Raw genomic sequence first — 24,696 nt, forward strand, 5'->3', positions numbered from 1 at the left:
GCACGCCTGACCGGAAAAAAACGCGCCGCATTGCGGCGCGTTTTGCTTTGGTGGCGGCAGCCGTCAGAGCAGCTTGCCGGGGTTCATGATGCCGGCGGGATCGAACACCGCCTTGATCTCTCGCATCAGCCGCAATTCCAGCGGATCCTTCACCGCCAGGAAGGCATGGCGCTTGAGCTGGCCGATGCCATGCTCGGCGCTGATGCTGCCGCCGTAGCGCATCACCTCGTCCAGCACCGCATCGGTGACGGCATCGCCCTGCGTGGCTGCCCAGTCTTTGGGAGCACCGGCCGGACGCGACAGGTTGTAGTGCAGGTTGCCGTCGCCGAAGTGCCCGAACACGAAGGGCCGGATCGCGGCATCCTGCGCGCGCAGCCGGGCTTCCATCGATTCCATGAAGGCCGGGATCTGCTCGATCGGCAGCGACACGTCGTGCTTCAGGTGCGGGCCGTCGGCGCGCTGTGCTTCGGAGATTTCCTCGCGCAGCTTCCACAGCGCCTGCAGCTGCGCCAGCGAAGCGGAGACCGCGGCATCGAGGCACAGCTCGCGCTCCAGCGCCTCGCCGATGACGCGTTCCAGCAGCGCGTTCAGCGCGGCTTCATCGGTGGTATCGGCCAGTTCCACCAGCACGTAGGCCGGATAGCGCTGCGCGAACGGCTCCTGCACGCCTTCCGCATGCGCGAGCACCAGGTCCAGGCAAGCGCCGGTAAAGAACTCGAACGCCTGCAGCCGTGCGCCGCATTGCTCGAACAGCAGTTCATAGAGCGCCAGCGACTGCGCGGGCGAAGCCACCGCCGCCAGCACCACGCTGCGCGTATCGGTGCGCGGAAACAGGCGCAGCGCCGCGGCGGTGATCACGCCGAGCGTGCCTTCGGAGCCGATCAGCAGCTGTTTCAGGTCGTAGCCGGTATTGTCCTTGCGCAGCGTGCGCAGCCCGTTGAAGACCTCGCCGTTGGGCAGCACCGCCTCGACCCCGAGCACCAGTTCGCGCGTCATGCCGTAGCGCACCACGTTGACGCCGCCGGCATTGGTAGCCAGGTTGCCGCCGATCTGGCACGAGTCCTCCGCCGCCAGCGACAGCGGCAGCAGGCGATTGGCGTCCTGCGCCGCGCGGCGCAGGTTGCCCAGGATGCAGCCGGCCTCGGCCACCATGGTATTGGCGATGGTGTCGAGCGAGCGCACCGCGTTCATGCGGTCCAGGCTCAGCACCACGTTCTGCGCGCGCGCGTCGGGCGTGGCGCCGCCGCACAGGCCGGTATTGCCGCCGCGCGGCACCACCGGCACCGCGGCCTGCTGGCACAGCGCCAGCGCGCGCGACACCTCGTCGACGCTACGGGGCCGCAGCACCGCCTGCGCCTGGCCGCGGTAGATGCCGCGCCAGTCCGACAGCCACGGTGCGATGTCGTCGGGGTGGGTCAGCGCGGTGTCGGGGCCGAGGGCTTCGGCGAGCCGCTGGGCAAGGGATCCGTTTTGCATGATGGTGGTGTCTTGTCAGGAAAGGGATGCGGAACTGGTGGCGTCCGGCGCGGTGGCTGCGTCGTCGCGTGCGCGTAACGAAAGCCCCAGGCGGCGCGCGGCGCTTTGCAGGTGCGCCACCGCCGCCGCGCGCGCCGCGCCGGCATCGCGGCGGCGGATGGCCGCGACGATGGCCTCGTGTTCGGCCTGCACGGTCTCGGCCAGGCCGGGCTGGCGCAGCGTATTGGCGCGCGCGGTGGCGACGGCCTGGTGCAGTTGCAGGTTCAGGTACTGCAGCAGCTGGCGGTAGTACGGGTTGTGCGTGGCGGCGGCGATGCCGATATGGAAGGCCGCGTCGAGATCGGCGGCCGGCTGCGGGTCATAGAGCCGGGCCTGCAGCCGCTGCAGCAGCGCCGTCAGCGCGACCACGTCGTCATCGGTGCGGCGCACCGCGGCCAGCGCCGCGGCGGCGCCTTCCAGGTCGATGCGCAGGTCGTACAGGTCGGCCAGCTCGCCGGCGTCGAGCTCGGGTTCGCGCGGCAGCTGGAAACCGGCCGCGCCGGTGCGCGAGCGCACCGTGCAGCCGACGCCCTGGCGCGACTCGACAAAGCCCTGCGAGCGCAGGTGTTCGGTGACTTCACGGATCACGGCGGCGCTGACGCCGTATTGCTCGGCCAGCTGCCGGCCGGTCGGCAGGCGGCTGCCGACGGGGTAGGCGCCGCTTTCGATATCGGCGCGCAGCTGGCGCGTGACCTGTTCGGTAAGGGTGACGGTGCGGGTTCGCATGATCGTCGATTATAAGGTTTGCAGGTTATCTGAAAACATAGGGTAAACGTTAGGGTTAGGAAATCTGCGGTATCAAAAAGCAAAACGCGCGGACTGCCTCGCTGGCAGCCCGCGCGTTGGCGGCAATGGGGCGGGTGGCGTCAGGCCGCGGCTTCGGTCACGTAGCCCATGCCGCGCGAGATCTGCAGGGCAGTGTCCTTCAGGTTTTGCAGCCAGCTGTCCTGCAGCCGGTCCGCCGGCGCCGACAGCGACAGGCCCGCCACGAGCCGGCGCGAGTCGTCATAGATGCCGGCGGCGATGCAGCGCACCCCCAGTTCCAGCTCTTCGTTGTCGCGGGCATAGCCGTTGGTGCGGACCCAGTTGAGTTCGCGTTCGAGCTTGGCCAGGTCGGTGATCGAGGTGCGGGTGTGGCCGGCCAGCCCGGTGCGGGTGGCGTAGTTGCGCACGCGTGCCGACTCGTCGGCGGCCAGGAACAGCTTGCCCACCGAGGTCAAATGCAGCGGGGCGCGGCCGCCGATCGCGCGCACCACCTGCATGCCCGAGCGCTCGCTGTACGCGCGCTCGATATAGACGATCTCGTCGCCCTGGCGCACCGACAGGTTGACGGTCTGGCCGGTGACGCGGTGCAGCGCGCGCATCGGCGCCAGCGCCGCGTCGCGCACCGACAGGCGCGCCTTGACCAGGTTGCCCAGCTCCAGCAGCCGCATGCCGAGCCGGTAGCTGCCGGGGTCGGAGCGGTCGACGAAGCGGCACGCAACCATGTCGTTGAGGATGCGGTGCGCGGTGGACGGATGCAGGCCGGTGGCGAGCGACAGCTCTTTCAGGCTGACCGGGTCGGCATGCTGCGCGAGGGCGTCCAGCAGGGTCATCATGCGCTCGATGACCTGGATGGACGTCTTGCCGGGTGACTTGTCTGCGTCGGACATGTTGGGAAAAGTAGAAATGTTGCCTTGCGGCATTTTTAAGCGTCTGCCTGATTCTATCTCGCATCGTGAAAATTTCAATAGGTGAAATGACATTACGGTAAGAGTCTGTCCGTGATGTCGCACCGCCGAGTGCCGTGCATGGCACCGCATTCATCGGGCCGATGAACGCTTTGTGCGCCACCCGCGGCGCCGAACGCGCATAATTGCGGGGTTTCAGGGTCTGGGAGAAGTCAACAATGCGAGTCGGTCTGTTCCACACCTGCCTGGTGGACCTGATGCGCCCGGAGATCGGTTTTTCGGTGCTCAAGCTGCTGGAAGCCGCCGGCTACGAGGTCATGGTGCCCGAGGCGCAGACCTGCTGCGGCCAGCCGGCCTACAACTCGGGGGAGCGCGCGGTGTCGCGCGACCTGGCCGAGAAATTCCTGCGCGAGTTCGAGATGTTCGACTACATCGTGGTGCCGTCGGGCAGTTGCGGCGGCATGATCCGGCACCACTACGCCGACCTGCTGCGCGACGATCCGGAGCTGAACGGCCGCTACGAGCGGCTGCGCGAGCGCGTGTTCGAGCTGACCGATTTCCTTGCCAGCGTGGCCCGGATCGAGACCCTGCCGTCGACGTTCGCGGGCCAGGTCACCTACCACGATTCGTGTTCCGGCCTGCGTGAACTCGGGGTCAAGCAGCAGCCGCGCGCGTTGCTGTCGCGCCTGCCCGGCGTGCAGCTGACCGAGATGAAGGACTGCGAGGCCTGCTGCGGTTTCGGCGGTACCTTCTCGGTCAAGTACGGCAATATCTCCACGGCCATCGTCGACGAGAAATGCGCCAATATCCAGGCCACCGGCGCCGATGCCGTGGTGCTGGGCGACCTGGGCTGCATGCTCAATATCGAAGGCCGCCTGCGCCGCACCGGCGACAGCCGCACCCGCGTGCTGCATATCGCGCAGGTGCTGGCAGGCGACGCCTGACCGCGACGACACCATCAGGAATTCGCCACGATGCAAGTCCACAGCATGGAATTCAAGGCGCGCGCCGGGCAGAAGCTGGCCGACCAGCGCCTGCAGCAGAACCTGAAGAAGCTTTCGACCAAGTTCGTCACGGCGCGCGCCGATGCGATCCGCGATATCGATTTCGACGCCACGCGCGAGGCGCTGAAAGAGCGCCGCAACCGCGCGCTCGAAAACCTCGACGTCTGGCTGGCCACGTTCGAAGAGAACGCCACCCGTCGCGGCGCCACCGTGCTGTTTGCGGAAACCACCGCCGATGCCGCGCGGCTGGTTGCGGAGATCGCGCAGAAGCACGGCGTGAAGAAGGTCATCAAGAGCAAGTCGATGGTGACCGAGGAAATGCGCCTGAACCAGGTGCTCGGCGAGATGGGTGTGCAGAGCATCGAGACCGACCTGGGCGAGTACATCCTGCAGATCAACGACTCGGAGCCGCCGTCGCACATCATTGCGCCGGTGGTGCACAAGGACAAGGACGAGATCGCCGACCTGTTCGCCAGGGTCCACCACAAGCCGCGGCTGACCGAGATCCCGGAGATGACGCGCGAAGCGCGCGAAGTGCTGCGGCCGGAATTCCTCAGCGCCGACATGGGCGTCACCGGCGGCAACTTCATCATCGCCGAGACCGGCTCGGTGGCGGTGGTCACCAACGAGGGCAATGAAGGCATGTGCACGGTGATGCCGCGCGTGCACGTGGCGGTGACCGGCATCGAGAAGGTGCTGCCGACGCTGGAAGACCTGGCCACGGTGATGCGGCTGCTGCCGCGCTCGGCCACCGGCCAGGCGATCTCCAACTACTTCTCGCTGCTGACCGGACCGCGCGCCGAGGGCGAGCGCGATGGCCCCGAGCATATGTACTTCGTGCTGGTCGACGGCGGCCGCAGCGGACTGATCGGCGGCGACTTCCAGGAGATGCTGCGCTGCATCCGCTGCGGCGCCTGCATGAACCACTGCCCGGTCTACCAGAAGATCGGCGGCCATGCCTATGGCTGGGTCTATCCCGGTCCGATGGGCAGCGTGCTGACGCCCAGCTACGTCGGGCTGGCCAGCACGGTCGACCTGCCGCAGGCGGCCACCATGTGCGGCGAATGCAATCGCGTCTGCCCGGCGTCGATCCCGTTGTCCGACCTGCTGCGCAAGCTGCGCGAAAAGCAGATGGAACGCGGCCTGCGGCCGTGGCAGGAGCGCTTTGCGCTGAAGGCCTGGGGCTACGTGGCGAAGCGGCCCGAACTCTACGCGCTGACGGCACGCATCGGCGCCTGGCTGCTGGGCCGCATGGGCGGCAGCAACGGACTGATTGCGAGCCTGCCGCTGGCGGGCAAGGGCTGGACCGAAACACGCGACATGCCGGCGCCATCGGGCCGCACGTTCCGCGAACTCTACAAGGAAAGGAGGGCGCGTTCATGAGCGCCGAGAATTCGGAAGCGCTGGCGCGCATGCGCGCCGCGCTGGAGCAGCACGTGGCCGGCGCAAAGCCGGCGCAGGAGCTGGTGCGCGAATGGCGCGATGCCGGCAGCGCGCTGGCCTTGCCGCCGGTCTACGGCCAGGCCATGGAGGAGCTGCTGCGCCGGCTGGAGATGGCGGCGGTGTTCGCGCAGGACAGCTGCTCGTTTTCCAGCACCGCGGTCACCGACCAGCTGGCGCGGTGGCTGGACAAGGCGGCAACGGTCTGAGGGGCGCTGACCGCGGGTAAAAAAAGGGGAGCCGCCGGCTCCCCTTGTTCATGGCACGTTGCGAAGCATCACCCTAGCAGCAGCGCATCGTCATCCAGCTGCTCATGCCGGGTCTGCTCGAACATCTTGAGCAGGTCCGGCACATCGAGCCCCTTGCGCTTGTCGCCCGAGACATCCAGCACCACCTGGCCCTGGTGCAGCATCACCGTGCGCTGGCCGTAGTCGAGCGCCTGGCGCATGCTGTGCGTCACCATCATCGTGGTCAGCTTGCTTTCCTCGACGATGCGCGCGGTCAGTTCGAGCACGAAGGCGGCGGTCTTGGGGTCGAGCGCGGCGGTGTGCTCGTCCAGCAGCAGGATGCGCGACGGCTGCAGCGAGGCCATCAGCAGGCTGACCGCCTGGCGCTGGCCGCCGGAGAGCAGGCCGATGCGGTCGGTCAGGCGGTTTTCCAGGCCCAGGTTGAGCAACCGCAGCTTCTCGCGGAACAGCTCGCGCGAGGCGCGGTTCAGCGCCGGGCGGAAGCCGCGGCGGCTGCCACGGGCCATCGCCAGCGCCATGTTCTCCTCGATCGTCAGCGCTTCGCAGGTGCCGGCCATGGGGTCCTGGAACACGCGTGCCACCAGGTGGGCGCGGTCCCAGGCGGGCTTGCGCGTGACGTCGGTGTCATCGATGGTAATGCGCCCGGCGTCGACCATCTGATCGCCGCTGATTGCATTCAGGAAGGTCGACTTGCCGGCGCCGTTGGAACCGATCACGGCCACGAACTGGCCGCTCGGGATTTCCAGGCTGAGGCCGCGCAGCGCGCGGGTCTCGATCGGGGTGCCCGGGTTGAAGGTGAGCTTCAGGTCTTGTGCGCGCAGCATCTCAGGCACCTCCGTTCTTGCGGGCAAACAGCTTCTTGCGCGTCGCCGGCAGCACCAGCGCGATCGTCACCAGCGCGGCGGTGACCAGGTTCAGGTCCTGCGCCTTCAGGCCGATGAAGTCGCTGTTCAGCGCCAGCGCGATGAAGAAGCGGTACAGGATGGCGCCCAGCACCACCGCCAGCGTGGTCCAGATCAGCCGGCGTGCCGGCAGGATGGTCTCGCCGATGATCACCGCGGCCAGCCCGATCACGATGGTGCCGATGCCCATCGAGATATCCGAGCCGCCCTGGGTCTGCGCGAACAGCGCGCCGGCCAGCGCGACCAGCGCATTGGACAGCGCCATGCCGGCCAGCGTGGCGCGGCCGGTCGGGATGCCTTGCGCGCGCGCCATGCGCGGGTTGGCGCCGGTGGCGCGCATCGCCAGGCCCAGCTGCGAGCTGAAGAACCAGTCCAGGCCGACCTTGGCCACCACTACCACCACGAACAGCACCAGCGGGCGCAGCACGTAGTCGGGCAGCCACTCCGGCTGCAGCACGGTGAACAGCGTCGGTTCGGTGATCAGCGGCACGTTGGGGCGGCCCATGATGCGCAGGTTGACCGAGTACAGCGCGATCATCATCAGGATACTGGCGAGCAGGTCCATGATCTTGAGGCGCACGTTGAGCCAGCCGGTGATCCAGCCGGCCAGCGCGCCGGCGGCGATGGCCACCATGGTGGCGAGGAACGGGTCCTGGCCCGCGGCGATCAGCGTCGCGGCCACGGCGCCGCCCAGCGGGAAGCTGCCGTCGACGGTCAGGTCGGGGAAGTTGAGGATGCGGAAGGAAATCAGCACCCCGAGCGCCACCAGGCTGAAGATCAGGCCGATCTCCAGGGCGCCCAGAAGGGAAAAGAGGGACATGGGGGAATCCTGTTGCGGGGGCCGGCGTCTGCCCTGGCGCCGGTTTCGGGGCGGTGCGCCCGGCATGCCCGGGTGGGGCCGCCGGCCGCTTCGCCCTGGTTCGGTCCGGCCGGGCCGGGTAGGCCTGGCCGGCGCATCCGCCGCCTTGCGGCGGCGGCATGGCAGGGCGTGGCTGTGCTTACTTGATGACCGTCTTGGCTTCCTTGACCAGCTCCGGCGACAGCGTCACGCCTTGCTTGGCGGCCGCGCCGGTGTTGACGAACAGTTCCAGGTTGTCGCTGGTCTGCGAGGCGATCGTGCCCGGCTTCTCGCCCTTCAGGATGCGCACCACCACCTTGCCGGTCTGGTGGCCGAGGTCGCCGTAGTTGACCCCCAGTGCCGCCACGGCGCCGCGCTTGACGCTGTCGGTATCGGCCGCGACCAGCGGGATCTTCGATTCGTTGGCGACCTTGACCAGGGCCTCGTACGCCGACACCACGTTGTTGTCGGTGTTGGTGTAGATCACGTCGACCTTGCCGATCAGGCTCTTGGCAGCCGGGCCGATGTCGACCGTGCGCGGCGCGGCGGCTTCCTTCAGCGTCAGGCCTTCCTTGGCCAGCAGCGCGCTCAGTTCCTTGACCACCACCACCGAGTTGGCTTCGCCCGGGTTGTAGACCATGCCCACGGTCTTGGCCTTGGGCACCACGCGCTTGATCAGGGCCACCTGCTTGTCCAGCGGCAGCTTGTCCGACACGCCGGTGACGTTGGTGCCCGACGCCGACCAGCTCTTGACCAGCTGTGCCGCGACCGGATCGGTCACGCCCGAGTACACCACCGGCACCGTCTTGGTGGCGGCGACTACGGCCTGCGCCGACGGCGTGGCGATGGCGACGATGGCGTTGGGGTTGTCGCCGACGAACTTGCGGGCGATCTGCGCGGCGGTGCCGGTGTTGCCCTGGGCGCTCTGGTATTCCCACTTCAGGCTCTTGTCGGCGTCATAGCCGGCCGCCTTCAGTTCTGCGCGCACGCCGTCGCGGATGGCGTCCAGCGCGGGATGGTCGACGATCGACAGCACCTTGACGGTCTGGGCCTGCACGGCGCCGCCGTACAGCAGTGCCAGCGCCACAGCGCCGCCCAGGATGGTTTTGGATGCTGCGAGACCCTTGGTGGATTTCATTATGTGTGCTCCCCCGAAACTCGGTTCTGGATTGGATACGGCCGCGGATGGTTCGGTCCGCCGTCCTGGCGCGTGCGCCGGCTGGCGCACGGTGCCGGTCCGGGCGGGCGCGGCGGCTTCCTGCGGCGGGGAGGGAGCGTGCGCGGACGCGTCGGATGCGACAGCGATAAGCCTGCGAGGATACCACTTCCCGCGCACGAAATGCACAGTCATCACGCGGAAGTGGGGCATCCGATGCTGTCAGACGCCCGCTATCCGCCATCGAGGCGCATTTAATTGCGCGGGAACCGGGATTTGCTTGTGGAATACCCTGATTGCGGTGGCCGCATCTTCATGCAATTGCGCGCAGCGCCGCGGCGCATTCGCGCACCAGCGCCGGGCCGCGATAGATCAGGCCGCTGTAGACCTGCACCAGCTGGGCGCCGGCGTCGGTCTTGGCGCGCGCGTCGGCGCCGCCAAAGATGCCGCCCACGCCGATGATCGGCACCGCGTCGCCGACCACGCCGTGCAGCGCACGCACCACGCGGGTCGAGGCTTCGAACACCGGGCGCCCGGACAGGCCGCCGGCTTCGTCGGCATGCGGCAGGCCCTTGACCGCGTCGCGCGAGATGGTGGTGTTGGTGGCGATCACGCCGTCGATCCGGTGGCGCACCAGCGCGTCGCCGATATTGCCGATCTGGTCGGCGTCGAGATCGGGCGCGATCTTCAGCGCCAGCGGCACATAGCGCTTGTGCTGGTCGGCCAGGCGCTGCTGCGCGTCCTTCAGCGACGACAGCAGGCTGTCGAGCTCGCTCGCGCCCTGCAGCTGGCGCAGGTTCTTGGTGTTGGGCGACGAGATATTGACCGTCACATAGCTGGCGTGCGGATAGACGCGCTCCAGGCAGTACAGGTAGTCGTCGTTGGCGCGCTCGATCGGGGTATCGGCGTTCTTGCCGATATTCAGCCCCAGCACGCCGCCCTCGGCCTTCCAGCGCGACGCCTGCACGTTGGCGACGAAGGCATCGACGCCGCCGTTGTTGAAGCCCATGCGGTTGATCAGCGCATCCGCCTGCGGCAGCCGGAACATGCGCGGGCGCGGGTTGCCCGGCTGCGCGCGCGGCGTGACCGTGCCCACCTCGATAAAGCCGAAGCCGAGCGCGGCGAGGCCGTCGATATAGGCGCCGTCCTTGTCCAGCCCGGCGGCCAGGCCGACCGGGTTGGGAAAACGCACCCCCATGACCGTGCGCGGATCGTCGGCGATGCGGTTGCCGATGCAGCCGCCCAGGCCCATGCGATGGGCGCGCAGCAGGTTGTTCAGCGTGAAATGGTGGGCGTCCTCGGCATCCATCGAGAACAGGGCGGGGCGAAACAGGGGATAGAGCGCGTTGAGCACGTTGGGCAGGCGGCCGGCGGGGCGGCGCGGAAGTCGGGACCAGGGCGGCATTGTAGCGGCTGGCCCGCCTGCGGGGATGGCCTCAGGGGCGGCCGCGGCGGCGGCCTGCGGCCTGGCAGGGCTACGGCTTCGTCGCGGGCGGCATCGGCGCGACAGCTTCCGTGGCCTCGGCGGCGACGTCCTCGAACGCATGCCAGTGGTTGCCGGTCAGCACCTGCAGCGGCCGGAAGCGCGCCTTGTACGCCATCTTGCGGCTGTCGGCGATCCAGTAGCCCAGGTACAGGTGCGGCAGGCCCAGCGCATGGGTCTGGCGGATCTGCCACAGGATGTTGTAGGTGCCGTAGCTGGCGTTGCGCTCGAGCGGATCGTAGAAGGTGTAGACCGACGACAGCCCGTCGTCGAGCACGTCAATCATGCTGACCATGCGCAGCCGGCCGGCCTCGGGCGAGCCGGGCGGATCGCGGAATTCGACCAGGCGCGAGTTGACGCGGCTCTGCAGCAGGAACTGCTCGTACTGGTCGCGGCTGTCCTGGTCCATGCCGCCGCCGGCGTGGCGCAGCGACTGGTACAGCAGGTACAGCGAATAGTGCTCTTCGACGTAGGTCAGCGGCGCCACCAGCGCCTGCAGGTGCTGGTGGCGGTTCCATGCGCGGCGCTGCGAGCGGTCCGGCGTGAACTGGTCGACCAGCACGCGGCACGGCGTGCAGGCGTGGCAATCGTCGCAATACGGGCGGTAGGTAAAGATGCCGCTGCGGCGGAAGCCCGCGCGCACCAGCCGCGAATAGACGTCGGCGTTGATCAGGTGCGCCGGCGTGGCCACCTGGGAGCGCGCCATGCGGCCGTCGAGATAGCTGCAAGCGTAGGGCGCCGTGGCATAGAACTGCAGCGCGGACAGCGGTAGTTCCTTCAGCTTGCTCATGACTCAGGGGGCTCCGGGCGGGACGGCGCGGTCTGCACGGTGGTCCGCCGCGTCAGCGTCGGCACCCGTGCCGGGATTCAGGCAGCCGGCGCGGCGGGTGTCCCGGCCCAGCGCTCCAGCACCGATTTGTCGAACCGCCACGGACTGATCGCCGGCTGTGCCGTTGCCGCGCGCACATGGGCCACGAACTCGGCGCGGGGGATGGGGCGCGCACCCAGCGAGGCCAGGTGGTCGGTTTCCTGCTGGCAGTCTATCATCGCCACGCCGTGGTTGCCGAGGAACGCGCACAGCGCCGCCAGCGCGATCTTGGACGCGTCGGTGCGGTGCGCAAACATCGATTCGCCAAAGAACATCCGCCCCAGCGCCACGCCATACAGGCCGCCCACGCGCTCGCCGCGGTACCAGCTCTCGACCGAGTGGGCCAGGCCGTTGCGGTGCAGGGCGCCGTACGCGGCGACGATGGCGTCGGTGATCCAGGTGCCGTCCTGGCCTTCGCGCGGCGTGGTGGCGCAGGCGCGCATCACCGCCACGAAATCATGGTCGACGCGGATTTCCCAGTCGGCATCGCGCAGCACGCGCCGCAGCGTCTTGCGCAGGTTGGCCGAGACGCGCAATGCCGGCGGCGGCAGCACCATGCGCGGATCGGTGCTCCACCACAGCACCGGCTGGCCGCTCGAATACCACGGGAAGATGCCCTGGCGATACGCCAGCAGCAGCCGCTGCGGCGACAACTCGCGGCTGGCGGCAAGCAGGCCGGGGGCCTCGGAATCGGGCCCGAGCGCGTGCTCGACCGGGGGAAACGGATCTTGCGGGTCCAGCCAGGCAATCATGCGGGCTGCGCCGGAGGGCGGTGCGCGGCGGGCCCGCCGCTCAGGGAGTGACCGTGGCCCGGCTGGTCAGCGGGCGCATGGGCTTGTCGATATCCAGGCTGTGCAGCCGGAAGCTGCCGTCCTGCAGGCGGCCGGCGGCGCGGTCGGCAAAGAAGCAGCGCAGGGTATGGATCACGGTGGGGAAGGCCAGTTCATCCCAGGGCACATCGGCCTCTGCCACCAGCTTCACTTCGAGGCTTTCCTCGCCGGGCGCAATGTCGAGATCGTCGAGCGTGGCGAGGTAGAACAGGTGCACCTGGTGCACATGCGGCACGTTCAGGATCGAAAACAGCTCGCCCACCTGCACGCGCGCGCCGGCTTCTTCCAGCGTTTCGCGCGAGGCCGCCTGGGCGGTGGTTTCGCCGATCTCCATGAAGCCCGCCGGCAGGGTCCAGAAGCCGTAGCGGGGCTCGATCGCGCGCTTGCACAGCAGGATCTTGTCTTCCCAGACCGGAATCGTTCCGACCACGTTGCGGGGGTTGACGTAGTGGATGGTGCCGCAGTTGTCGCAAACACTGCGCGGGCGGTTGTCGCCGTCAGGCACGCGCAACACGACCGCATGACCACAGTTCGAGCAGAATTTCATGAGGGGCGTCCGGGAGAATGGCGAAAGTGTATCACCCTCGCGGAGCGCACCGACGGGCCGTAGGAGTGCTGGTGCACCATGGGCCGGATACCGTCACGGCCAGTGCCGCGGCCCCGCGCGACGGCACAAAAACAAAAAACCCGCCGATGGCGGGTTGGTCTGCGTTGACGGCGTCACAGATGCGCATCTGTGCGGTTGGTTGCGGGGGCCTGATGTTGACACTAGAGAGTGCTTGCCGCTTGCTGCCAATAGCATCGTTTCCGCCGAAGTTGCGAACTCAGCATACACCGCGTCATCCCGCCGCACCAGCGTGATCGGGCCGAAGATATCGGCCAGGACTGTACGGGCCCGTGCCGTGTCGCCCTGGCGCAACGCCTCTTGAATCGACAGAATCCGCCGCTTGATGAGCGCCATGAGGTCGGTGACGTTCGCCAGCGCCGCCGGCGCGACGGCGCTGGGAATGACGGCAAGCTTGGCCTTCTCCGCCTCGGCTGCCATCAGGCGCTTTTGCAGGGAATCCGACATCCCGACTTTGGCGATCGCGTCGACCAATCGACCAATTTCCGCATCGAGTTCGGCCAGCCTCTCACGCGTGGCCTTAGACGCGCGGCTACTGGCCTTCTGCCGTTCAGCAATGGTAGCGCGTACCAGCTGCTCCAGCTCGCCAAGCGCGGCTTGCGAGAACAGCTCGTCTCGGACCAGGGCGAGAAGTCGGGTATCCAGCCGATCCCGGGCCACCGCGACGCCGGGGCAAACCGTCGGTCCTCGGTCCTTACGGTTGATGCAGCCGTACTGCGTGCTGTTGATGGAAACGACCGGGGCGCCACAGAGTGCACAGCGCAGCATTCCGCTGAACAGCGTGCGCGGCGCTTGTCCTTTCCCACGCCCCCCCAACAGTCGCGGCGCATCCATGCGGGCCCGCACCGCCAGCCAGGTCTCGTCGTCCACGATCTGGAGGTCTGGCAGCTCGGCCCGGTGCCATTCGGACTCTGGTCGCTCGACGCGCTGACGCTTCCCGGTATCTGGGTCCTTGATCCACTGTGATCGATTCCAGATATATCGGCCGACGTACAGCTCGTTGCTCAGCAGACCGGAGCCCTTTGCAGCCGACCCGAAGATCGCTGACACAGCCCAAAGGCGCCCGCGAGGCGATGGCACCCTCATCTCGTTGAGCGCATACGCTATCCGGCGCGCGCTCCAGCCGGCGGCATACTTTTCGAAAATCCACCGGACGTGCCGGGCCTCCTCTTGGTTGACCTGATATCTGCTGCCGCCTGCGTCCCGGACGATGTCATAGCCATAGCTCTTGCCGCCGACGATGAAGCCGCGCTCGAACTGGCCTTCCTGTCCGCGGTGCGTCTTGTGCCGCAGATCATCTAGATACAGTTCGTTGATCAGTCCACGTACGCCCCGCATGATCTTGCGCGAGCCCATCTTGCTGTCGTAGCCATCGCTCACGCCGATGATCCGGATGCCGCGGTGCTCCAGCCGCCGGACTATCCTCTCCTGTTCAACTTGGTCCCGAGCAAGCCGATCAAGGCCTTCCAGCACCAGCACGTCAAAGCGCTCGGCCAAGGCATCGGCCAGCAACTTTGCGCCGGCCGGACGATTCGACACCGGCGTGCTGCCGGAAATTCCTTCATCTCCGATTTCGGCGACAACCTCGCAGCCTTCGGCTTCGCACCGTGCACGACAAATCCGGACCTGATCCTCTATTGAGGACTCTCGTTGTTTGTCGGACGAGAAGCGGCTGTATATCAGTGCGCGCATGCTGGAACCTGATTCTCGATGGCAGATGGTTGCGGGCTCGATTCGGAGAGCGAAAGCGCATCATCCGCTATTTGTTCGGCAAGCAATAACAGCAGGCGGTGCCAGGCCGTGGGGTTCGCTGCCGCGAGCGTCGGTCGTTGTCTATTCATGGCTTGGTTCCTATCGAAATCTACTACCCGTCATGCTGTGAAAGGCTGCGGCCGGACTATGGCCGCGATGTAGAGCGGATGTTTCGGGCTACCGTCCTGATTCAGCCCGAGGTGATAGAGCCGGTTTCCACGGCCGCACATGCGGACGATTCGCAGCACTTCCGCCGCGCGCGCCGGCGCCGCCTTGTGCGCGCCCCATGCGCAGATCACCATGGAGCATTGGTCGATCGCGTCCATGATGGCGCCGTCGTTGGGGTCTGGCCGATCTCCGAGCGGTGCAGGATGGGTCAGCAGTCCGTCCGGCTCAGTGGAGCGCAACGGGAATAGGTTCACCACCTCCAGTCGGCCGTACCTGCCGGCCAGGGCGCGCTGCATGCACCTAGTGATGGTCGGATCGTTGACCTGGTGGTCGGCCGTCGACGGATTGAGCATGATGAAGCCCAGCGCCGGACGGCTGGCGTCCCAGGCGCGCCAGAGGCGGTACCGGTACTGTTCGCAGTCAGAGAGAATGCAGCCGGCCTCACTGTCGAGGGTGGTTTCAACGAGTCGTTTCATTGAAGGGCGCCTCCATGGATTTGCACAATAGGCGCCCGCAGCAGGTCGCGGTATGTGTCAAGGAACATGATCTCGGCCGCTGCTGGCGGTAGCGGAAAAATTCGCATTCGGACCGGTTCAATGCCGTCCAGAGAGGTCCAGAGCCCCCCGTCCTTATTCATCAGGTCTCGCTGCTCGGTGCGGAGTGCTACGCGGTCCGCATACTTCACGGCTGGATCAAGCTCTGAGGGAAGGTCAAAACCGGCTAGGATTGCTGCCTCGCAGCGTTTTTCCAGCGCCTTGTACTCGGGAAACAGGCGCTTCAGCGGGCTCACCATGTCGCCGACAACGCTCTCCACCGCATCGTGGAAGAGCGCCTGCTTACGCAGATGTTTCGGTACCAGGCGGGATACCACGACGCTGTGCTGCGCTACGCTATAGAACTCTCGGCAGTGGCCGGTGAAGCGGCACAGCTTCGACAGGGCATGGGCGACTTCTTCAGCTGTCAGCGGCCCCGGGTTGGTGAAGTCGAAGTAGCGGCCGGTGGACAACAGGATGGTAGGTGTGCCTTCCATGGCTTTCTCCTGAATTAGCGTTTCGGAATAATTTGGGATAAACGGCCGCGGAACGGCTCAGGCTCGGGCGGATACTTCGTCGCCCATGGCGCCGCGGCCAGAATCAGCTTCCAGTTGGCGCGCGTGTTGAGCACGGCCGGGCCTCCATAGTCGAAGAAGCCGACGGGCGGCTCGGTACCCAGCCGCTCGATCAACGCGACAGGCACCGCCACGTGATAGCCGGTGTTGTAGTAGGCGAGGTGCTGGGCAATCTGCTCGCCGCTGTACCGGCCCGCGCGCGGCACCACCGGCGTGTAGCCGCGGTCATCAGGCCGCCAGAACGTGATGTAGCTGTGGTCGCGGGTCGTGTGGCAGACGGCCACGACCATGAATTCGCTCATGACAACTCCTCCTCGGCCTGCCGCATGGCGGCGGTGAGTTGTGCCATCTCGTCGTGCGAGCCGCCGGGCCGGTCCGGGTGCGCGGCCTGTGCGCGGCGTCGATACGCGGCACGCACAGCGGTGAGGTCACGTTCGGCCGGCCCGACGCCGATCACCTCGCGCCAGGTGCGCGCCGCCGCGGGCGACGGGAGGGCGGTGAAGCCGGTAAAGGCCCGGTCGAGGATCTGCGCCCCGCCGTGGCGCTCGATCGCGCGCAGCGCCTCCAGCGTGGCAGCGATTGCGGCCAGGTTGTCAGCTACCGCTCGGTACTGGTCGATGGCCATCACGCGCGGGGCGCCGGTGCGGTCCTGCCAGTAGACCGCGGCGCCCGGGTCGGCGGGCTCGCGCTGCCCCGAGCGCGGCAGCCCGTCCAGGCGGGTCACCACGTTCGTGCTGATGACGGTGAAGGCCGGCCGCGCCCCGAGGCGTGCTAACTCGTCGAGCACGCGGTTCACGCCGTCGGACACGGTGAGCGCCTTGGTGGTGGTGTACGACGAGCTGGCGCCGTTCGTGTAGTTGACCGTGCGACGGTCCTTGCGACCGAAGCGGGCGTCCGCGCGCTGGGCGTCGGTTTTGCGCGGCCAGCCGGCGGGCCAGGTCAAGGGGTAGTTCGTCACGCGTGCTCCCGGAGTGCAGCCAGCACATCGGCTGGTACGTCGAAGAAGCCGAGTGCGCCCTTGCACGGCACGAAGGGGAGCGCCTTGGCATCAGTGATCTGAAAGCCGAACTGACCTTCCATATGCCATTGCGACACGCGGGCCGCCCAAGAGGGTACGCAGTCGGTGATGGTGGCGACGCCAACGATGCCTCCGCGCTGCAGCTCCTCTAAAGCAGGCAGCACGATAGGAGCGGCTTCATTGCCGGTCAGAAAGTCTGCGCGGTTCAGGTTGCGCACGAAGTCCGCCACGTCCTCGTACTCCTGCCGCGTTATGCCCTTGCTGGCGTGGATCAGCGTAGGGCCGCGATGTTTGGTCGACCAAGTGCGGTTTTCAATGTCCTTGAACCCTTGGACAATTAGCCAGGCCCACGGCTGGCGGATGGACAGCGCCTTGGTCGGCAAGGGGCTAGTGAGGATGGAACGCTTATTCATTGGTTCACGCTCAGGTATTCGGATTGGTTGCCGATATGGCACCCATGACCAAGTTTTTCGACAAGAAGCTCGAGGAAGAGCTGGGCACAGGGGCGGCCCTTCAAATCGCCGGGATGGCGGCTGAACTGGGCGCCAGGATCGAGACTTACAACGCGCTCCAAAAGGCGAATGGGATGCCCACTCTTGATGAGGAATGGGAGGAAGCCGAAGACTACGTGCGGCAGATGGTTGCGAGAGGCGAGGCCCGGCGCGAAGACTACCCGGACCTCTTTGAGGACGAGATCCCGGATGCCGAAGGCGAGTGACTGTGCGGGGACCATGGTCGGTTACCACTCCACGACGGTGTACATATCCACGAACTGCCGCTCCTCGTAGAAGAACCGAACCTTGTAGCCGAGCTCCTTTAGCTGCTTCACGGCCTCGTCGTACTGCTTGGCCAGCAGGGTGCTACGGTCGCTGCCATAGCCTCCGTTGACCCAGAAGTCTTCGTGCAGAGACACCGAGCGCTTCTTGTTCTCAGCGGCCGCGCGGATCCGGTCCAGGGCTGCGTCGACGCGCTCGGACGGCGTTGGGCCGGCGATCTCTCTCGCCTCGGCGGCGCTGAGTCGGTTCGTGTTCATCATGCGATCAGTTCCATCTGTGCACGCTGACGCTCGAGCGCGATAGAGCATGCGGGATTAATCCAAACCACTTCGGTGCGCGCCCGTCCGCCGTCCGCCATGTGGCGGCGCTCGTGGCGCTCCCACTGCGGAAACAGTTCATCGTCGTAGAGGTCGGAGGGGTAACCGGAAAGGACCACCATCGCGCTCGAGCTGTGAAGTACTGCGGCCAAACGGCGATGGTCGTCATCGGTCATCTCATGGCGGTACCCGTGCGTCTTGGCTGACCGCCCCTGGATTGCCGAGCGCGTGCTATGTGCGTACGGCGGATCCGCATAGATCAGCGTGTTCGGGTTGTCCATGCGGACGATCACCTCGAGCGCATCACGGTTCTCGAGCAGTACTCCCTGCAAGCGCCGAGTAAAGGAGGGCACTGCATCCGGCCAGCGCATCCATTCGGCAGACGGCAGGCCCCGTCCCTCTGTCAGCTTCGACCTGAATCCGGTGCGGCAGCCGCGAGTTGCGCTGTCGCTGCCATGGCCGAAGAAGGAGCGCACGATCATCTTGTGCGCGCTATCAATGTCGTCGACGACCGGCTCATACGACCAATCGAATTCATCGCGCGAGAATGGCGTCAGTGCGACGCGGCGCTGCAGCTCGAGCGCCTTGTCCTGATCGCGCAGGACGCGGAAGACGTTGACCACCTGGCCGTCCAGGTCGTTGTAGCACTCGGCCGGCACGCGGTCCTTTTGCAGTAGGATTCCCGCGCCGCCGCCGAACGGCTCAACGTAGCAAGTGTGAGTCGGGAAGAAGCCCATGACCCATGGAGCAAGCCGGAACTTGCTGCCGTGGTAGCGCAGTACTGGCCGGCTTACGGTCACGCTGCAGCCTCCGTCTGTTGCGAAACGGTCAACGCGATCGCCACCGGGCGAACCCACACGGGTGTGGCCGACAGCATGAACGTCTCGCCGGTCTCCGCCAGAAGTAGGGTGGTGCCCATCACCTCGGCGATAGCCTGGGCCGCGTCCGGCGGTACCGCGTTGCCGATGCGCTCGCGCCAGGCCTGATCGCTCAATCCATCTAGCTCCAGGTATTCCTCCGGCTCGATCAGTGACTGGATCGCGGCCAGTTCCAGCGTGGTGAACGGGCGGTGCCAAGTACCGTCGAGGGCGCGGATGATGGCCACGAGCTTGTCGTTCGCCGCCGGCAGGCGTGGGTCAGCCACCGACCACCGGCCGTTGTCGTGGCCAGCAGCTGCCGACACCGCACCACTGGGCTGATCCCAGCCCACAACGCCGTAATGCCCGCCAGTCAGGTAGTGGTCGCCGCGCTCGCGCCGCATGCCAGGGCGCGGGTCAGCGACCGCGTACGCGCCCTGGCCGGTGTCGCTGCGCGCGATGACGGTGCCGGCCGGCTCGTCGTAGCCGGTGATCCGGTACTTGCCTGCGCCCTCGAAGCCCGTCGACGCGCGCGGGTCCTGCACACACTGACCGGTGCCGTGCGCGCTGGTGACGGCGCCGGCGGCCAGGTGCCACGGCACGATCCGGAACTCGTTGTTATGCTTGGTCGGGCCGGCGTGGCGCGGGTCGGCCACGCTGAACGTGCCCTGGCCAGGGTTCGTGCCCGCGGTGATCGTTCCCGAGGACTCGCTCCAGCGCAACACGCCGTATTGCTGGTACTGCGCGGCGTTGGCGGGCCCGCGTGGGTCGGCGATCGAGAACGTTCCATTGCTGGGCAGCGACTCGCCAGCGACCGCGCCAGCATGCTCGTTCCAGTCCAGTACGCCCAGCGCGCCGTTTCGGCGTTCCGGCATGATCAGGTAATCCCGCAGGTGACCGTCGACGACTTCTAGGCGGTTCAAGCTGCGCCAGTCGCTACCAGCCTCGACGAATGCCAAGCGGACCCAAGTCTTCCACTGCAGCGACGGCACGCGATGCATCGGCCCGCCTGCGGCGTCACCAGGTTGCGGCATGCGGCCGAGCACGGTACCGACGCCCTGCAGGCGACGCAACTCTGGCTCGTACAGGAAGGCGGGTACCTTCTCCATGTGGCGTGCCACCAGCAGAAAGCGCTTGCGGCTCTGCGCCAGTCCACCCAGTTCGCCGCAGTCGTGAGTCGTCTCGTTCACGGCATAGCCATAGTGGCGCAGGATCTGGTTGATCTGGTCCAGCAGATGCCGGCCGCGCGTAGCCAGCCGCGGCACGTTCTCGAAGACGATCAGCTCGACCGGGTCGTCCTTCCAGGCTTCGCACATCAGCCAGACGCAGCGCAGCGTCAGCTCGTTCAGCGCCTGGTACTTGGGCGTGCGGCTCAGCGTCTCGGAGAGGAGCCCAGACGCGCCCTTGCAAGGCGACGAGATGAACACGCAGTTCGGCCGCTCGTTGCCGGCTGCGCGGCGGATGTCTGCGGGCGTGGCCTCTCGCCAGCCAGCCGGCGGCTCGTTACCGTGGAACGCCGTGTACTGCTGACGGGTGAACAAATCCATGACCGTGCACGGCACGCCGACCAGTGTCTCGAAGTCGCGCGCTGCTGCCGGGTCGACATCGATGCCGCCGATGCACTTCCATGTGGCCACCATGTTGCCCACCTGCGAGGCAGCCTTCTTGAAGCCCTTGGCGCCGCCGCCGAGGCCGCAGCAGAAGCCGAACGTCTTGTATTCGCGGACGATCATGCCTGCTCCTTGCCGTTCAGCGGCTTGGCGACGCCGGCGCAGGGTGGCGTATCGAAGCACATGACAGTTTTCAGTTCCAGACTGGAGAGAGCCCGCGTCGGGAGTGGGGTGCCGAACTCACGTACCAGGTCGGTGGACAACTGCGGGTGCGTGGCGGCACAGCTTGCGGCGTAGGCTCGGAGCGCGGCCGGCGCGTGCGCATCATGGTCGAGGTCCAGCACAAAATACCGGCAGCCGTGGTGCTTGCCACCGGGCGCGTCGCAGCCATCGGTGCGGCGCACGTCGAATTTGCGGAACAGCCCCTGCTGCTCGGCCGGCTTGCTGGTGTCGCGCTCGGGCAGGGAAGGTGATGCGCTCACGGCGCAGTGCTGGCACTCGCCGCGATACTCGCCGGTCGCGTCATGCACATGAACGAAGCCGCCGCAGGTGCTGCACTCTGGCGCGCTGGCTATCGGGGCGGCTTGGGCTAGGATGGCGCCGATTGCAGCGTCGGCGATTTCCGCCACGCGGTCGGAATCTTCCGCGACCAATGCAAAGTCATCCCGCCCCATCGTACCCATGCCCCACGCCGACCACACACGCATGCAGTCATAGGCATTGCCCAGCGCGCCGGCCACTGCTTCGGATACCTTCTCGCGTTGATCATCCGTCAGCGCGGCAGGCGCTGCGCTCGGCACGTGCTCAGGCAGCGGCGAGTGTTTCGGTTTGGCCGCTTGCTTCGCGCGGATCTGCTCGACCTTCGTCCAGATGCGGGCGAGCTCTGCTTCGCCGGCCGCATCCATGTCCAGTCCTTGCGCCAGGCATAGCGCTGCGAGCGTGACCATCACGCCGCCAGCTTCCTGGTGCTTGTCGCCAACGGGCCGGCCGTAGATGTAGTCGACAAGCTGGTGCGCCTCGCTGGCCGTGGCGCCGCAAGCCTGCACCAGCTCCAATGCCTCTTCGAGGAAGCGGTGATTGCGTTCCTGCTGGTCCGCTGCGATCTGGGCACCGAAGCATTCCATCATCCACGGTTGGACGCGCGTCTGAAACGGCGCGGGCGATGCACTCACCGTAGGGGCCGTAAATGCCTCGCCTTCGATGGCCGGCTCAGGTTCTTCAACGTCGAAAGCCTTGCCTTGAAGAACGGCCTTAGCGATGCTGCCATCCTCAACGGTAGCGGTGCCAGCATCGTCGCACCAGAAGTTCTGCGGCTCACCCGATACCGTGTCCCAAGCTGTTTCGTCTGACAGGGTAAAGTGGCTGCCATTAGCGTAGAAGCGCAGGGCATCCAGCACAGCAAACGGCAGCGCAACCAGCTCAGCCTGTTGCTCGCTGGCACTGGTTGCTGCGATGGTTGATGGTGATGCTGCCAGCAGTTCGGCCATGGTTTGGAAGTTACTGCCAGCCAGGATGATCTCATCGCGGCCGGCCAGCACATCCTGCACGAAGCGTTCGCGCTGGTCGGCAGTGAGGTCCGGGCGCTGGATAACGGCGCGCAGCAGATCGACGGCCGTGATCTGCGGGCGCTGCGTCCAACCGGCGCGTAAGCTTTCGGCAAACCGGCCAAGGGCCGCGTCCCATGTGTTGGTGCCAGGCGTCGCAGTGAACAACCCGCATTTGCGAGCCAGCTTCCAATCGGCGTCAGTGCATTGCGCCGGCGTAATCGATTCGCTCATGTCATTGGTCCTTAATCGAGGCGAGAAGAATCGCCATCGGCCCGAACTTCACCCAGCGGGACAGCGGCTGATGCGGGTGCTTTACTGCGGCGCGCTTGAGCTCGACTGCCAGCTTTTCCATCTGTGCGATCTGGAGCGCTGCCATGGAGTTCGAATCGCGCACGATGCTGAGGATCTCGTTTGCCTGTGCCAGCGCACGCTCGGCGTTATCGAGCTTTCGCCGGAGTGTTGCGTTCTCACGCTTGAGCGCTGTCGAGTCGGCTGCGAGGTCAACGATGTCCTCGTTCAGGCGACGCGTTGCCTTGCTGACGGGGGTTCCGATGGGCCAGTCCATGGTGTTATGCCTCAGGGTGGTGGTAGTCGGCGCCCTGGACGCGTAGGTCCGGCGTTTCGCCTTCGCGCCAGATGTCCTTGACGATGCCCGCCAAACGGTCGCTGAGTTCGTCGCCATAGCGCGTCTTTACCTCAGCAATGCGGCGCATAGCTAAAGTGGTCGCGCGCTCTTCCGTCATGCCGATCCAGACTCGCTGTCCAAAGTGAGGCTTGTGGTTCGGTGCGCAGAAATCCGCGCCCCAGTTCACGTGCTTCAGGCCCATGCGGTCGCCGCAGCTCGGGCATGGCACCGTGAAAGCCGTTACCCCGTCTCGGCTGTTCCAGATGATTTCGCTGTGGCCGCAGCCGCAGGAGTAGCGCATCAGGCAGAAGGCTTCAGCGTGCTGGTGGCCGCGCGGGGTGAGAGGTCGCTGGGTCATGGCATCAGTCCTCGATGCGATATCCGAATGGCACGCTGCCGGCCACGATGCTTTCCATATGGGCCACCACGTTCGGATGCATGTTGGCGCTGCCGCCAGCGAGGTCGGCTGCCGCCTTCTTCTGCAGGTGTTCCCACGCTTCACGCGGAATCGCTGCGAACTTCGACTCGTACTGGGGGAAGCGCATCAGATCGAATTCGACAATGCGGGCAGGCCCTTGGATGCCTTGCCAGTGCTGAAGTACCTGCCACGTGATCGCACCGCCTTGAAAGCCGGTGATGCCGCCGCAGGGAGCACGCTCCACGGCCCACATCGCAGCGATACCGGCCGCCGCGATCGCGTGGCAGATCGTGCCGTAGTCGTGGTGATATTCGGTGGTCAGCTTCTGGATGAAAGCGGGCAGCGTCTCAACGGTCATGGCCTTGGCGTCGACGTACCACTGCTGGTGAACCTTCGATTCTTCGGTGATGGCTTGCATGCTGGTCACTCCACGCAGGAATAGGGTTGAGGGCACGCCGTATGTCCTGCGCATTGCTCCGGCTTGAAGCAGAACGAAGGGCACACGCCGTACTTGGGGTCTACGTACTTATTGATGCGCGGCTGCGCTGGATAGGGCAGCGACTCGCAGGACGCCGCCTCGTGGCCAGTGACCTCTTTTGCAATCTCTTTGGCGTCAGACTCGCTCTTCGCCTCGACGCAGCCGGCAGGATAATCGTTGAACTTCAACCAGAAGGTGCGCATGGTCAGTCCCTCACGTTGATGGCTGCCTGCTGCACATCCGCCGCAAGCTGCTGGTCTTCGACGGAGGCGAAGAGGCGGTCATAGCTCCAGGTCGTGTCGCGAAAGACGCGGCCGTCGCAGAAGTCCTCCAGGCAGGCCAGGATGTCGTTCGCGATGTCCTTGTCTTCGGTGGTCTCGATCTGGAAGCGGTCCAGCGCATTGCGGACGCGATAAGGGCCTTCCGACCAGTCGCCGCGCGTCTGCTGCATGGCTACCGCCAGATCAAGGCGCTGGTGCTTCGCGCACAGGGCCTCCAGCACATCCGGCCAATCTGAATCCTGGTCGAGGCCGTAGCGCAGGATGATCGACGCCAGGGCAATGTTCTTGCGCCGTTCTTCCTTCTGGCGCTCTGCTTCGGCCTCGCGCAGCTGCTCGGCACGCTTTGCTTCTTGCGCGGCGGTCGCTGCATATTCCTCGTAGCGCTTCTTCAGGGATTCATAGGTCGAAGTGGCGGAGGCAAAGCCGTCGGACACGACCACATGCTTGGCGAGGTCACCCAGGTATCCGGCGGACACTGTCCTGCTCTTGGGATAGCGCGCCCGCGAGGCATGGTCCCGCTCTGACCAGGTATCGGGGATGCCGGCCGCCTTCATCAAGGCAATAACTCGCTCGCGAAGCGCCTGGTTGTGTGCCAACGCCGCGAGGTTCTTCTCATGCGCCTCGAGGTCCTTGGCGCGGGCAGCCTCCAATGCACGCATCGCGTACGCTGCGATTTGCGACGCGCTCGGCTTCGAGTAGCCGACCTTCGCAGCGTGCTCATAGCCGCCTGGGTGGCTCTGGCATTTGCCGACGTGGCCGACCATCTCGATCGGCATTGCCTTGGTGATCTCTTCCATGTCTTGTGCGCTCGATGAAGGGGTGGGCGGGCCGGCGACTTTCCAACCAAAGGAGTAAGGGTGTCGCGCGCTATTTATCGGGACTCGGCGTTGTCCCGTCGCCGGCCTGCCCGTTGAAAGGGTGGGGTACTCGCTGCGTTCCGCCGTCCACACGGTTAGTCCCTGGCTCGGACATCCGCTTTCCCCCGTTGATCGGTTGCCGCTTACCCTCGTGCGGCGACGCGTCATTCCCCCGCGGTGGGGACTTCTTGCGCCGGGTGCCCTGCAGCGGTACAGGGGCCAGCCAGTTGCCGGAGGCTCGGCTTCTGGCATCTCATGGCGGTCGTACCTTCTGTCGACCAGTTCTCGGCCGGCAGTCGGATTGC

The 24,696-nt window shown here is 66.3% G+C and carries 30 protein-coding genes; 4 read left to right on the top strand and 26 right to left on the bottom strand.

Going from position 1 to position 24,696, the window contains the following annotated elements:
- Window positions 1–63 precede the first annotated feature (63 nt).
- From A2G96_RS07600 to A2G96_RS07610, 3 genes are all read right to left on the bottom strand, one after another.
- Window positions 64–1,476 (bottom strand): FAD-binding oxidoreductase, encoded by a 1,413-nt coding sequence (locus A2G96_RS07600; protein WP_062798220.1) that lies wholly within the window; start codon window positions 1,474–1,476, stop codon window positions 64–66.
- Window positions 1,477–1,491: 15 nt separating this feature from the next.
- Entirely contained in the window at window positions 1,492–2,241 is a 750-nt protein-coding gene (locus tag A2G96_RS07605) for a FadR/GntR family transcriptional regulator (RefSeq protein WP_062798221.1), read from the bottom strand.
- 140 nt (window positions 2,242–2,381) lie between these two features.
- Window positions 2,382–3,167 carry an IclR family transcriptional regulator gene (locus tag A2G96_RS07610; RefSeq protein WP_012352591.1) on the bottom strand — a complete coding sequence of 262 codons (786 nt, stop codon included), beginning with the start codon at window positions 3,165–3,167 and terminating at the stop codon, window positions 2,382–2,384.
- A 236-nt stretch (window positions 3,168–3,403) separates the two neighbouring features.
- Between A2G96_RS07610 and A2G96_RS07615 the strand changes: the two genes are divergently transcribed.
- The 3 genes from A2G96_RS07615 to A2G96_RS07625 are packed head-to-tail and all read left to right on the top strand — an operon-like array spanning window position 3,404 to window position 5,838.
- A complete protein-coding gene (locus A2G96_RS07615) occupies window positions 3,404–4,129 on the top strand; it encodes a (Fe-S)-binding protein (protein WP_062798222.1) in 726 nt (241 codons plus the stop codon).
- Window positions 4,130–4,159: 30 nt separating this feature from the next.
- Window positions 4,160–5,572 (top strand): LutB/LldF family L-lactate oxidation iron-sulfur protein, encoded by a 1,413-nt coding sequence (locus tag A2G96_RS07620; protein ID WP_062798231.1) that lies wholly within the window; start codon window positions 4,160–4,162, stop codon window positions 5,570–5,572.
- Complete coding sequence (locus A2G96_RS07625; protein WP_062798233.1) at window positions 5,569–5,838, top strand: hypothetical protein; 270 nt, start codon at window positions 5,569–5,571, stop codon at window positions 5,836–5,838. Before A2G96_RS07620 ends, A2G96_RS07625 begins: the two co-directional genes overlap by 4 nt.
- Window positions 5,839–5,906: 68 nt before the next feature.
- Here the strand turns inward: A2G96_RS07625 and A2G96_RS07630 are convergent, their stop codons facing one another.
- From A2G96_RS07630 to A2G96_RS07690, 14 genes are all read right to left on the bottom strand, one after another.
- Window positions 5,907–6,701 (bottom strand): ABC transporter ATP-binding protein, encoded by a 795-nt coding sequence (locus A2G96_RS07630; RefSeq protein ID WP_062798235.1) that lies wholly within the window; start codon window positions 6,699–6,701, stop codon window positions 5,907–5,909.
- 1 nt (window position 6,702) lies between these two features.
- On the bottom strand, window positions 6,703–7,599 hold the full coding sequence (locus A2G96_RS07635; RefSeq protein ID WP_062798238.1) for an ABC transporter permease: 897 nt from the start codon (window positions 7,597–7,599) through the stop codon (window positions 6,703–6,705).
- A gap of 178 nt (window positions 7,600–7,777) precedes the next feature.
- Window positions 7,778–8,755: an ABC transporter substrate-binding protein gene (locus A2G96_RS07640; RefSeq protein ID WP_062798240.1), complete on the bottom strand. Its 978-nt coding sequence runs from the start codon at window positions 8,753–8,755 to the stop codon at window positions 7,778–7,780.
- A gap of 331 nt (window positions 8,756–9,086) precedes the next feature.
- Window positions 9,087–10,127, bottom strand: coding sequence for a quinone-dependent dihydroorotate dehydrogenase (locus A2G96_RS07645; RefSeq protein ID WP_062802104.1), 1,041 nt, complete (start codon window positions 10,125–10,127; stop codon window positions 9,087–9,089).
- A gap of 121 nt (window positions 10,128–10,248) precedes the next feature.
- Entirely contained in the window at window positions 10,249–11,046 is a 798-nt protein-coding gene (locus A2G96_RS07650) for an arginyltransferase (RefSeq protein ID WP_062798242.1), read from the bottom strand.
- Window positions 11,047–11,123: 77 nt separating this feature from the next.
- Window positions 11,124–11,876, bottom strand: a complete 753-nt coding sequence (aat, locus tag A2G96_RS07655) for a leucyl/phenylalanyl-tRNA--protein transferase (RefSeq protein ID WP_062798244.1) — start codon at window positions 11,874–11,876, stop codon at window positions 11,124–11,126.
- A 40-nt stretch (window positions 11,877–11,916) separates the two neighbouring features.
- Window positions 11,917–12,501, bottom strand: coding sequence for an NUDIX hydrolase (locus tag A2G96_RS07660; protein ID WP_062798246.1), 585 nt, complete (start codon window positions 12,499–12,501; stop codon window positions 11,917–11,919).
- 93 nt (window positions 12,502–12,594) lie between these two features.
- Complete coding sequence (locus A2G96_RS07665) at window positions 12,595–14,271, bottom strand: recombinase family protein (RefSeq protein WP_082818868.1); 1,677 nt, start codon at window positions 14,269–14,271, stop codon at window positions 12,595–12,597.
- Complete coding sequence (locus A2G96_RS33690) at window positions 14,259–14,420, bottom strand: hypothetical protein (RefSeq protein ID WP_154676078.1); 162 nt, start codon at window positions 14,418–14,420, stop codon at window positions 14,259–14,261. The genes A2G96_RS07665 and A2G96_RS33690 overlap by 13 nt, the downstream gene beginning before the upstream one ends.
- A 30-nt stretch (window positions 14,421–14,450) precedes the next feature.
- Complete coding sequence (locus A2G96_RS07670) at window positions 14,451–14,975, bottom strand: DUF1643 domain-containing protein (protein WP_062798248.1); 525 nt, start codon at window positions 14,973–14,975, stop codon at window positions 14,451–14,453.
- Window positions 14,972–15,529 carry a YfbR-like 5'-deoxynucleotidase gene (locus A2G96_RS07675; RefSeq protein WP_062798251.1) on the bottom strand — a complete coding sequence of 186 codons (558 nt, stop codon included), beginning with the start codon at window positions 15,527–15,529 and terminating at the stop codon, window positions 14,972–14,974. Before A2G96_RS07675 ends, A2G96_RS07670 begins: the two co-directional genes overlap by 4 nt.
- A 14-nt stretch (window positions 15,530–15,543) precedes the next feature.
- A complete protein-coding gene (locus A2G96_RS07680; RefSeq protein WP_062798259.1) occupies window positions 15,544–15,909 on the bottom strand; it encodes a hypothetical protein in 366 nt (121 codons plus the stop codon).
- A complete protein-coding gene (locus A2G96_RS07685; RefSeq protein ID WP_062798261.1) occupies window positions 15,906–16,565 on the bottom strand; it encodes a hypothetical protein in 660 nt (219 codons plus the stop codon). The genes A2G96_RS07680 and A2G96_RS07685 overlap by 4 nt, the downstream gene beginning before the upstream one ends.
- The gene (locus A2G96_RS07690; RefSeq protein ID WP_062798262.1) at window positions 16,562–17,038 is read right to left on the bottom strand and encodes an ASCH domain-containing protein; all 477 of its coding nucleotides are present in this window, start codon (window positions 17,036–17,038) and stop codon (window positions 16,562–16,564) included. Before A2G96_RS07690 ends, A2G96_RS07685 begins: the two co-directional genes overlap by 4 nt.
- A 44-nt stretch (window positions 17,039–17,082) precedes the next feature.
- Here A2G96_RS07690 and A2G96_RS07695 point away from each other — a divergent pair, with 44 nt between their 5' ends.
- Window positions 17,083–17,343 (top strand): hypothetical protein, encoded by a 261-nt coding sequence (locus A2G96_RS07695; RefSeq protein ID WP_150124066.1) that lies wholly within the window; start codon window positions 17,083–17,085, stop codon window positions 17,341–17,343.
- Window positions 17,344–17,364: 21 nt separating this feature from the next.
- Here the strand turns inward: A2G96_RS07695 and A2G96_RS07700 are convergent, their stop codons facing one another.
- From A2G96_RS07700 to A2G96_RS07740, 9 genes are read right to left on the bottom strand one after another with little or no spacing between them, the layout of a single operon-like run.
- The gene (locus tag A2G96_RS07700) at window positions 17,365–17,661 is read right to left on the bottom strand and encodes a hypothetical protein (protein WP_231909625.1); all 297 of its coding nucleotides are present in this window, start codon (window positions 17,659–17,661) and stop codon (window positions 17,365–17,367) included.
- A complete protein-coding gene (locus A2G96_RS07705) occupies window positions 17,658–18,518 on the bottom strand; it encodes a DNA adenine methylase (RefSeq protein WP_062798264.1) in 861 nt (286 codons plus the stop codon). The genes A2G96_RS07700 and A2G96_RS07705 overlap by 4 nt, the downstream gene beginning before the upstream one ends.
- Entirely contained in the window at window positions 18,515–20,308 is a 1,794-nt protein-coding gene (locus A2G96_RS07710) for a DNA cytosine methyltransferase (RefSeq protein ID WP_062798265.1), read from the bottom strand. Before A2G96_RS07710 ends, A2G96_RS07705 begins: the two co-directional genes overlap by 4 nt.
- A complete protein-coding gene (locus A2G96_RS34015) occupies window positions 20,305–21,963 on the bottom strand; it encodes a hypothetical protein (protein WP_197672302.1) in 1,659 nt (552 codons plus the stop codon). Before A2G96_RS34015 ends, A2G96_RS07710 begins: the two co-directional genes overlap by 4 nt.
- Before the next feature lies 1 nt (window position 21,964).
- The gene (locus A2G96_RS07720) at window positions 21,965–22,297 is read right to left on the bottom strand and encodes a hypothetical protein (protein ID WP_062798267.1); all 333 of its coding nucleotides are present in this window, start codon (window positions 22,295–22,297) and stop codon (window positions 21,965–21,967) included.
- Between the two features lie 4 nt (window positions 22,298–22,301).
- Entirely contained in the window at window positions 22,302–22,715 is a 414-nt protein-coding gene (locus A2G96_RS07725; protein ID WP_062798270.1) for a hypothetical protein, read from the bottom strand.
- Between the two features lie 4 nt (window positions 22,716–22,719).
- Window positions 22,720–23,193 carry a hypothetical protein gene (locus A2G96_RS07730; protein WP_062798272.1) on the bottom strand — a complete coding sequence of 158 codons (474 nt, stop codon included), beginning with the start codon at window positions 23,191–23,193 and terminating at the stop codon, window positions 22,720–22,722.
- A 5-nt stretch (window positions 23,194–23,198) separates the two neighbouring features.
- A complete protein-coding gene (locus tag A2G96_RS07735) occupies window positions 23,199–23,456 on the bottom strand; it encodes a hypothetical protein (protein WP_062798275.1) in 258 nt (85 codons plus the stop codon).
- A 2-nt stretch (window positions 23,457–23,458) separates the two neighbouring features.
- Window positions 23,459–24,331 (bottom strand): hypothetical protein, encoded by an 873-nt coding sequence (locus A2G96_RS07740; protein WP_062798278.1) that lies wholly within the window; start codon window positions 24,329–24,331, stop codon window positions 23,459–23,461.
- Window positions 24,332–24,696: the final 365 nt, after the last annotated feature.

Source organism: Cupriavidus nantongensis (genome assembly GCF_001598055.1).
Taxonomy (GTDB): Bacteria; Pseudomonadota; Gammaproteobacteria; order Burkholderiales; family Burkholderiaceae; genus Cupriavidus; species Cupriavidus nantongensis.

What these genes read in the sequence shown, in the direction of transcription:
- aat (WP_062798244.1), bottom strand. Translation starts at nt 11,876, where the DNA reads ATGATTGCCTGGCTGGACCCGCAAGATCCGTTTCCCCCGGTCGAGCAC.
- A2G96_RS07735 (WP_062798275.1), bottom strand. Translation starts at nt 23,456, where the DNA reads ATGCGCACCTTCTGGTTGAAGTTCAACGATTATCCTGCCGGCTGCGTC.
- A2G96_RS07605 (WP_062798221.1), bottom strand. Translation starts at nt 2,241, where the DNA reads ATGCGAACCCGCACCGTCACCCTTACCGAACAGGTCACGCGCCAGCTG.
- A2G96_RS07650 (WP_062798242.1), bottom strand. Translation starts at nt 11,046, where the DNA reads ATGAGCAAGCTGAAGGAACTACCGCTGTCCGCGCTGCAGTTCTATGCC.
- A2G96_RS07740 (WP_062798278.1), bottom strand. Translation starts at nt 24,331, where the DNA reads ATGGAAGAGATCACCAAGGCAATGCCGATCGAGATGGTCGGCCACGTC.
- A2G96_RS07710 (WP_062798265.1), bottom strand. Translation starts at nt 20,308, where the DNA reads ATGATCGTCCGCGAATACAAGACGTTCGGCTTCTGCTGCGGCCTCGGC.
- A2G96_RS07695 (WP_150124066.1), top strand. Translation starts at nt 17,083, where the DNA reads ATGACCAAGTTTTTCGACAAGAAGCTCGAGGAAGAGCTGGGCACAGGG.
- A2G96_RS07610 (WP_012352591.1), bottom strand. Translation starts at nt 3,167, where the DNA reads ATGTCCGACGCAGACAAGTCACCCGGCAAGACGTCCATCCAGGTCATC.
- A2G96_RS07660 (WP_062798246.1), bottom strand. Translation starts at nt 12,501, where the DNA reads ATGAAATTCTGCTCGAACTGTGGTCATGCGGTCGTGTTGCGCGTGCCT.
- A2G96_RS07625 (WP_062798233.1), top strand. Translation starts at nt 5,569, where the DNA reads ATGAGCGCCGAGAATTCGGAAGCGCTGGCGCGCATGCGCGCCGCGCTG.
- A2G96_RS07730 (WP_062798272.1), bottom strand. Translation starts at nt 23,193, where the DNA reads ATGCAAGCCATCACCGAAGAATCGAAGGTTCACCAGCAGTGGTACGTC.
- A2G96_RS34015 (WP_197672302.1), bottom strand. Translation starts at nt 21,963, where the DNA reads ATGAGCGAATCGATTACGCCGGCGCAATGCACTGACGCCGATTGGAAG.
- A2G96_RS07670 (WP_062798248.1), bottom strand. Translation starts at nt 14,975, where the DNA reads ATGAAACGACTCGTTGAAACCACCCTCGACAGTGAGGCCGGCTGCATT.
- A2G96_RS07690 (WP_062798262.1), bottom strand. Translation starts at nt 17,038, where the DNA reads ATGAATAAGCGTTCCATCCTCACTAGCCCCTTGCCGACCAAGGCGCTG.
- A2G96_RS07600 (WP_062798220.1), bottom strand. Translation starts at nt 1,476, where the DNA reads ATGCAAAACGGATCCCTTGCCCAGCGGCTCGCCGAAGCCCTCGGCCCC.
- A2G96_RS07700 (WP_231909625.1), bottom strand. Translation starts at nt 17,661, where the DNA reads ATGATGAACACGAACCGACTCAGCGCCGCCGAGGCGAGAGAGATCGCC.
- A2G96_RS07640 (WP_062798240.1), bottom strand. Translation starts at nt 8,755, where the DNA reads ATGAAATCCACCAAGGGTCTCGCAGCATCCAAAACCATCCTGGGCGGC.
- A2G96_RS07620 (WP_062798231.1), top strand. Translation starts at nt 4,160, where the DNA reads ATGCAAGTCCACAGCATGGAATTCAAGGCGCGCGCCGGGCAGAAGCTG.
- A2G96_RS07680 (WP_062798259.1), bottom strand. Translation starts at nt 15,909, where the DNA reads ATGAGCGAATTCATGGTCGTGGCCGTCTGCCACACGACCCGCGACCAC.
- A2G96_RS07720 (WP_062798267.1), bottom strand. Translation starts at nt 22,297, where the DNA reads ATGGACTGGCCCATCGGAACCCCCGTCAGCAAGGCAACGCGTCGCCTG.
- A2G96_RS07615 (WP_062798222.1), top strand. Translation starts at nt 3,404, where the DNA reads ATGCGAGTCGGTCTGTTCCACACCTGCCTGGTGGACCTGATGCGCCCG.
- A2G96_RS07665 (WP_082818868.1), bottom strand. Translation starts at nt 14,271, where the DNA reads ATGCGCGCACTGATATACAGCCGCTTCTCGTCCGACAAACAACGAGAG.
- A2G96_RS07635 (WP_062798238.1), bottom strand. Translation starts at nt 7,599, where the DNA reads ATGTCCCTCTTTTCCCTTCTGGGCGCCCTGGAGATCGGCCTGATCTTC.
- A2G96_RS07725 (WP_062798270.1), bottom strand. Translation starts at nt 22,715, where the DNA reads ATGACCCAGCGACCTCTCACCCCGCGCGGCCACCAGCACGCTGAAGCC.
- A2G96_RS33690 (WP_154676078.1), bottom strand. Translation starts at nt 14,420, where the DNA reads ATGAATAGACAACGACCGACGCTCGCGGCAGCGAACCCCACGGCCTGG.
- A2G96_RS07630 (WP_062798235.1), bottom strand. Translation starts at nt 6,701, where the DNA reads ATGCTGCGCGCACAAGACCTGAAGCTCACCTTCAACCCGGGCACCCCG.
- A2G96_RS07675 (WP_062798251.1), bottom strand. Translation starts at nt 15,529, where the DNA reads ATGGAAGGCACACCTACCATCCTGTTGTCCACCGGCCGCTACTTCGAC.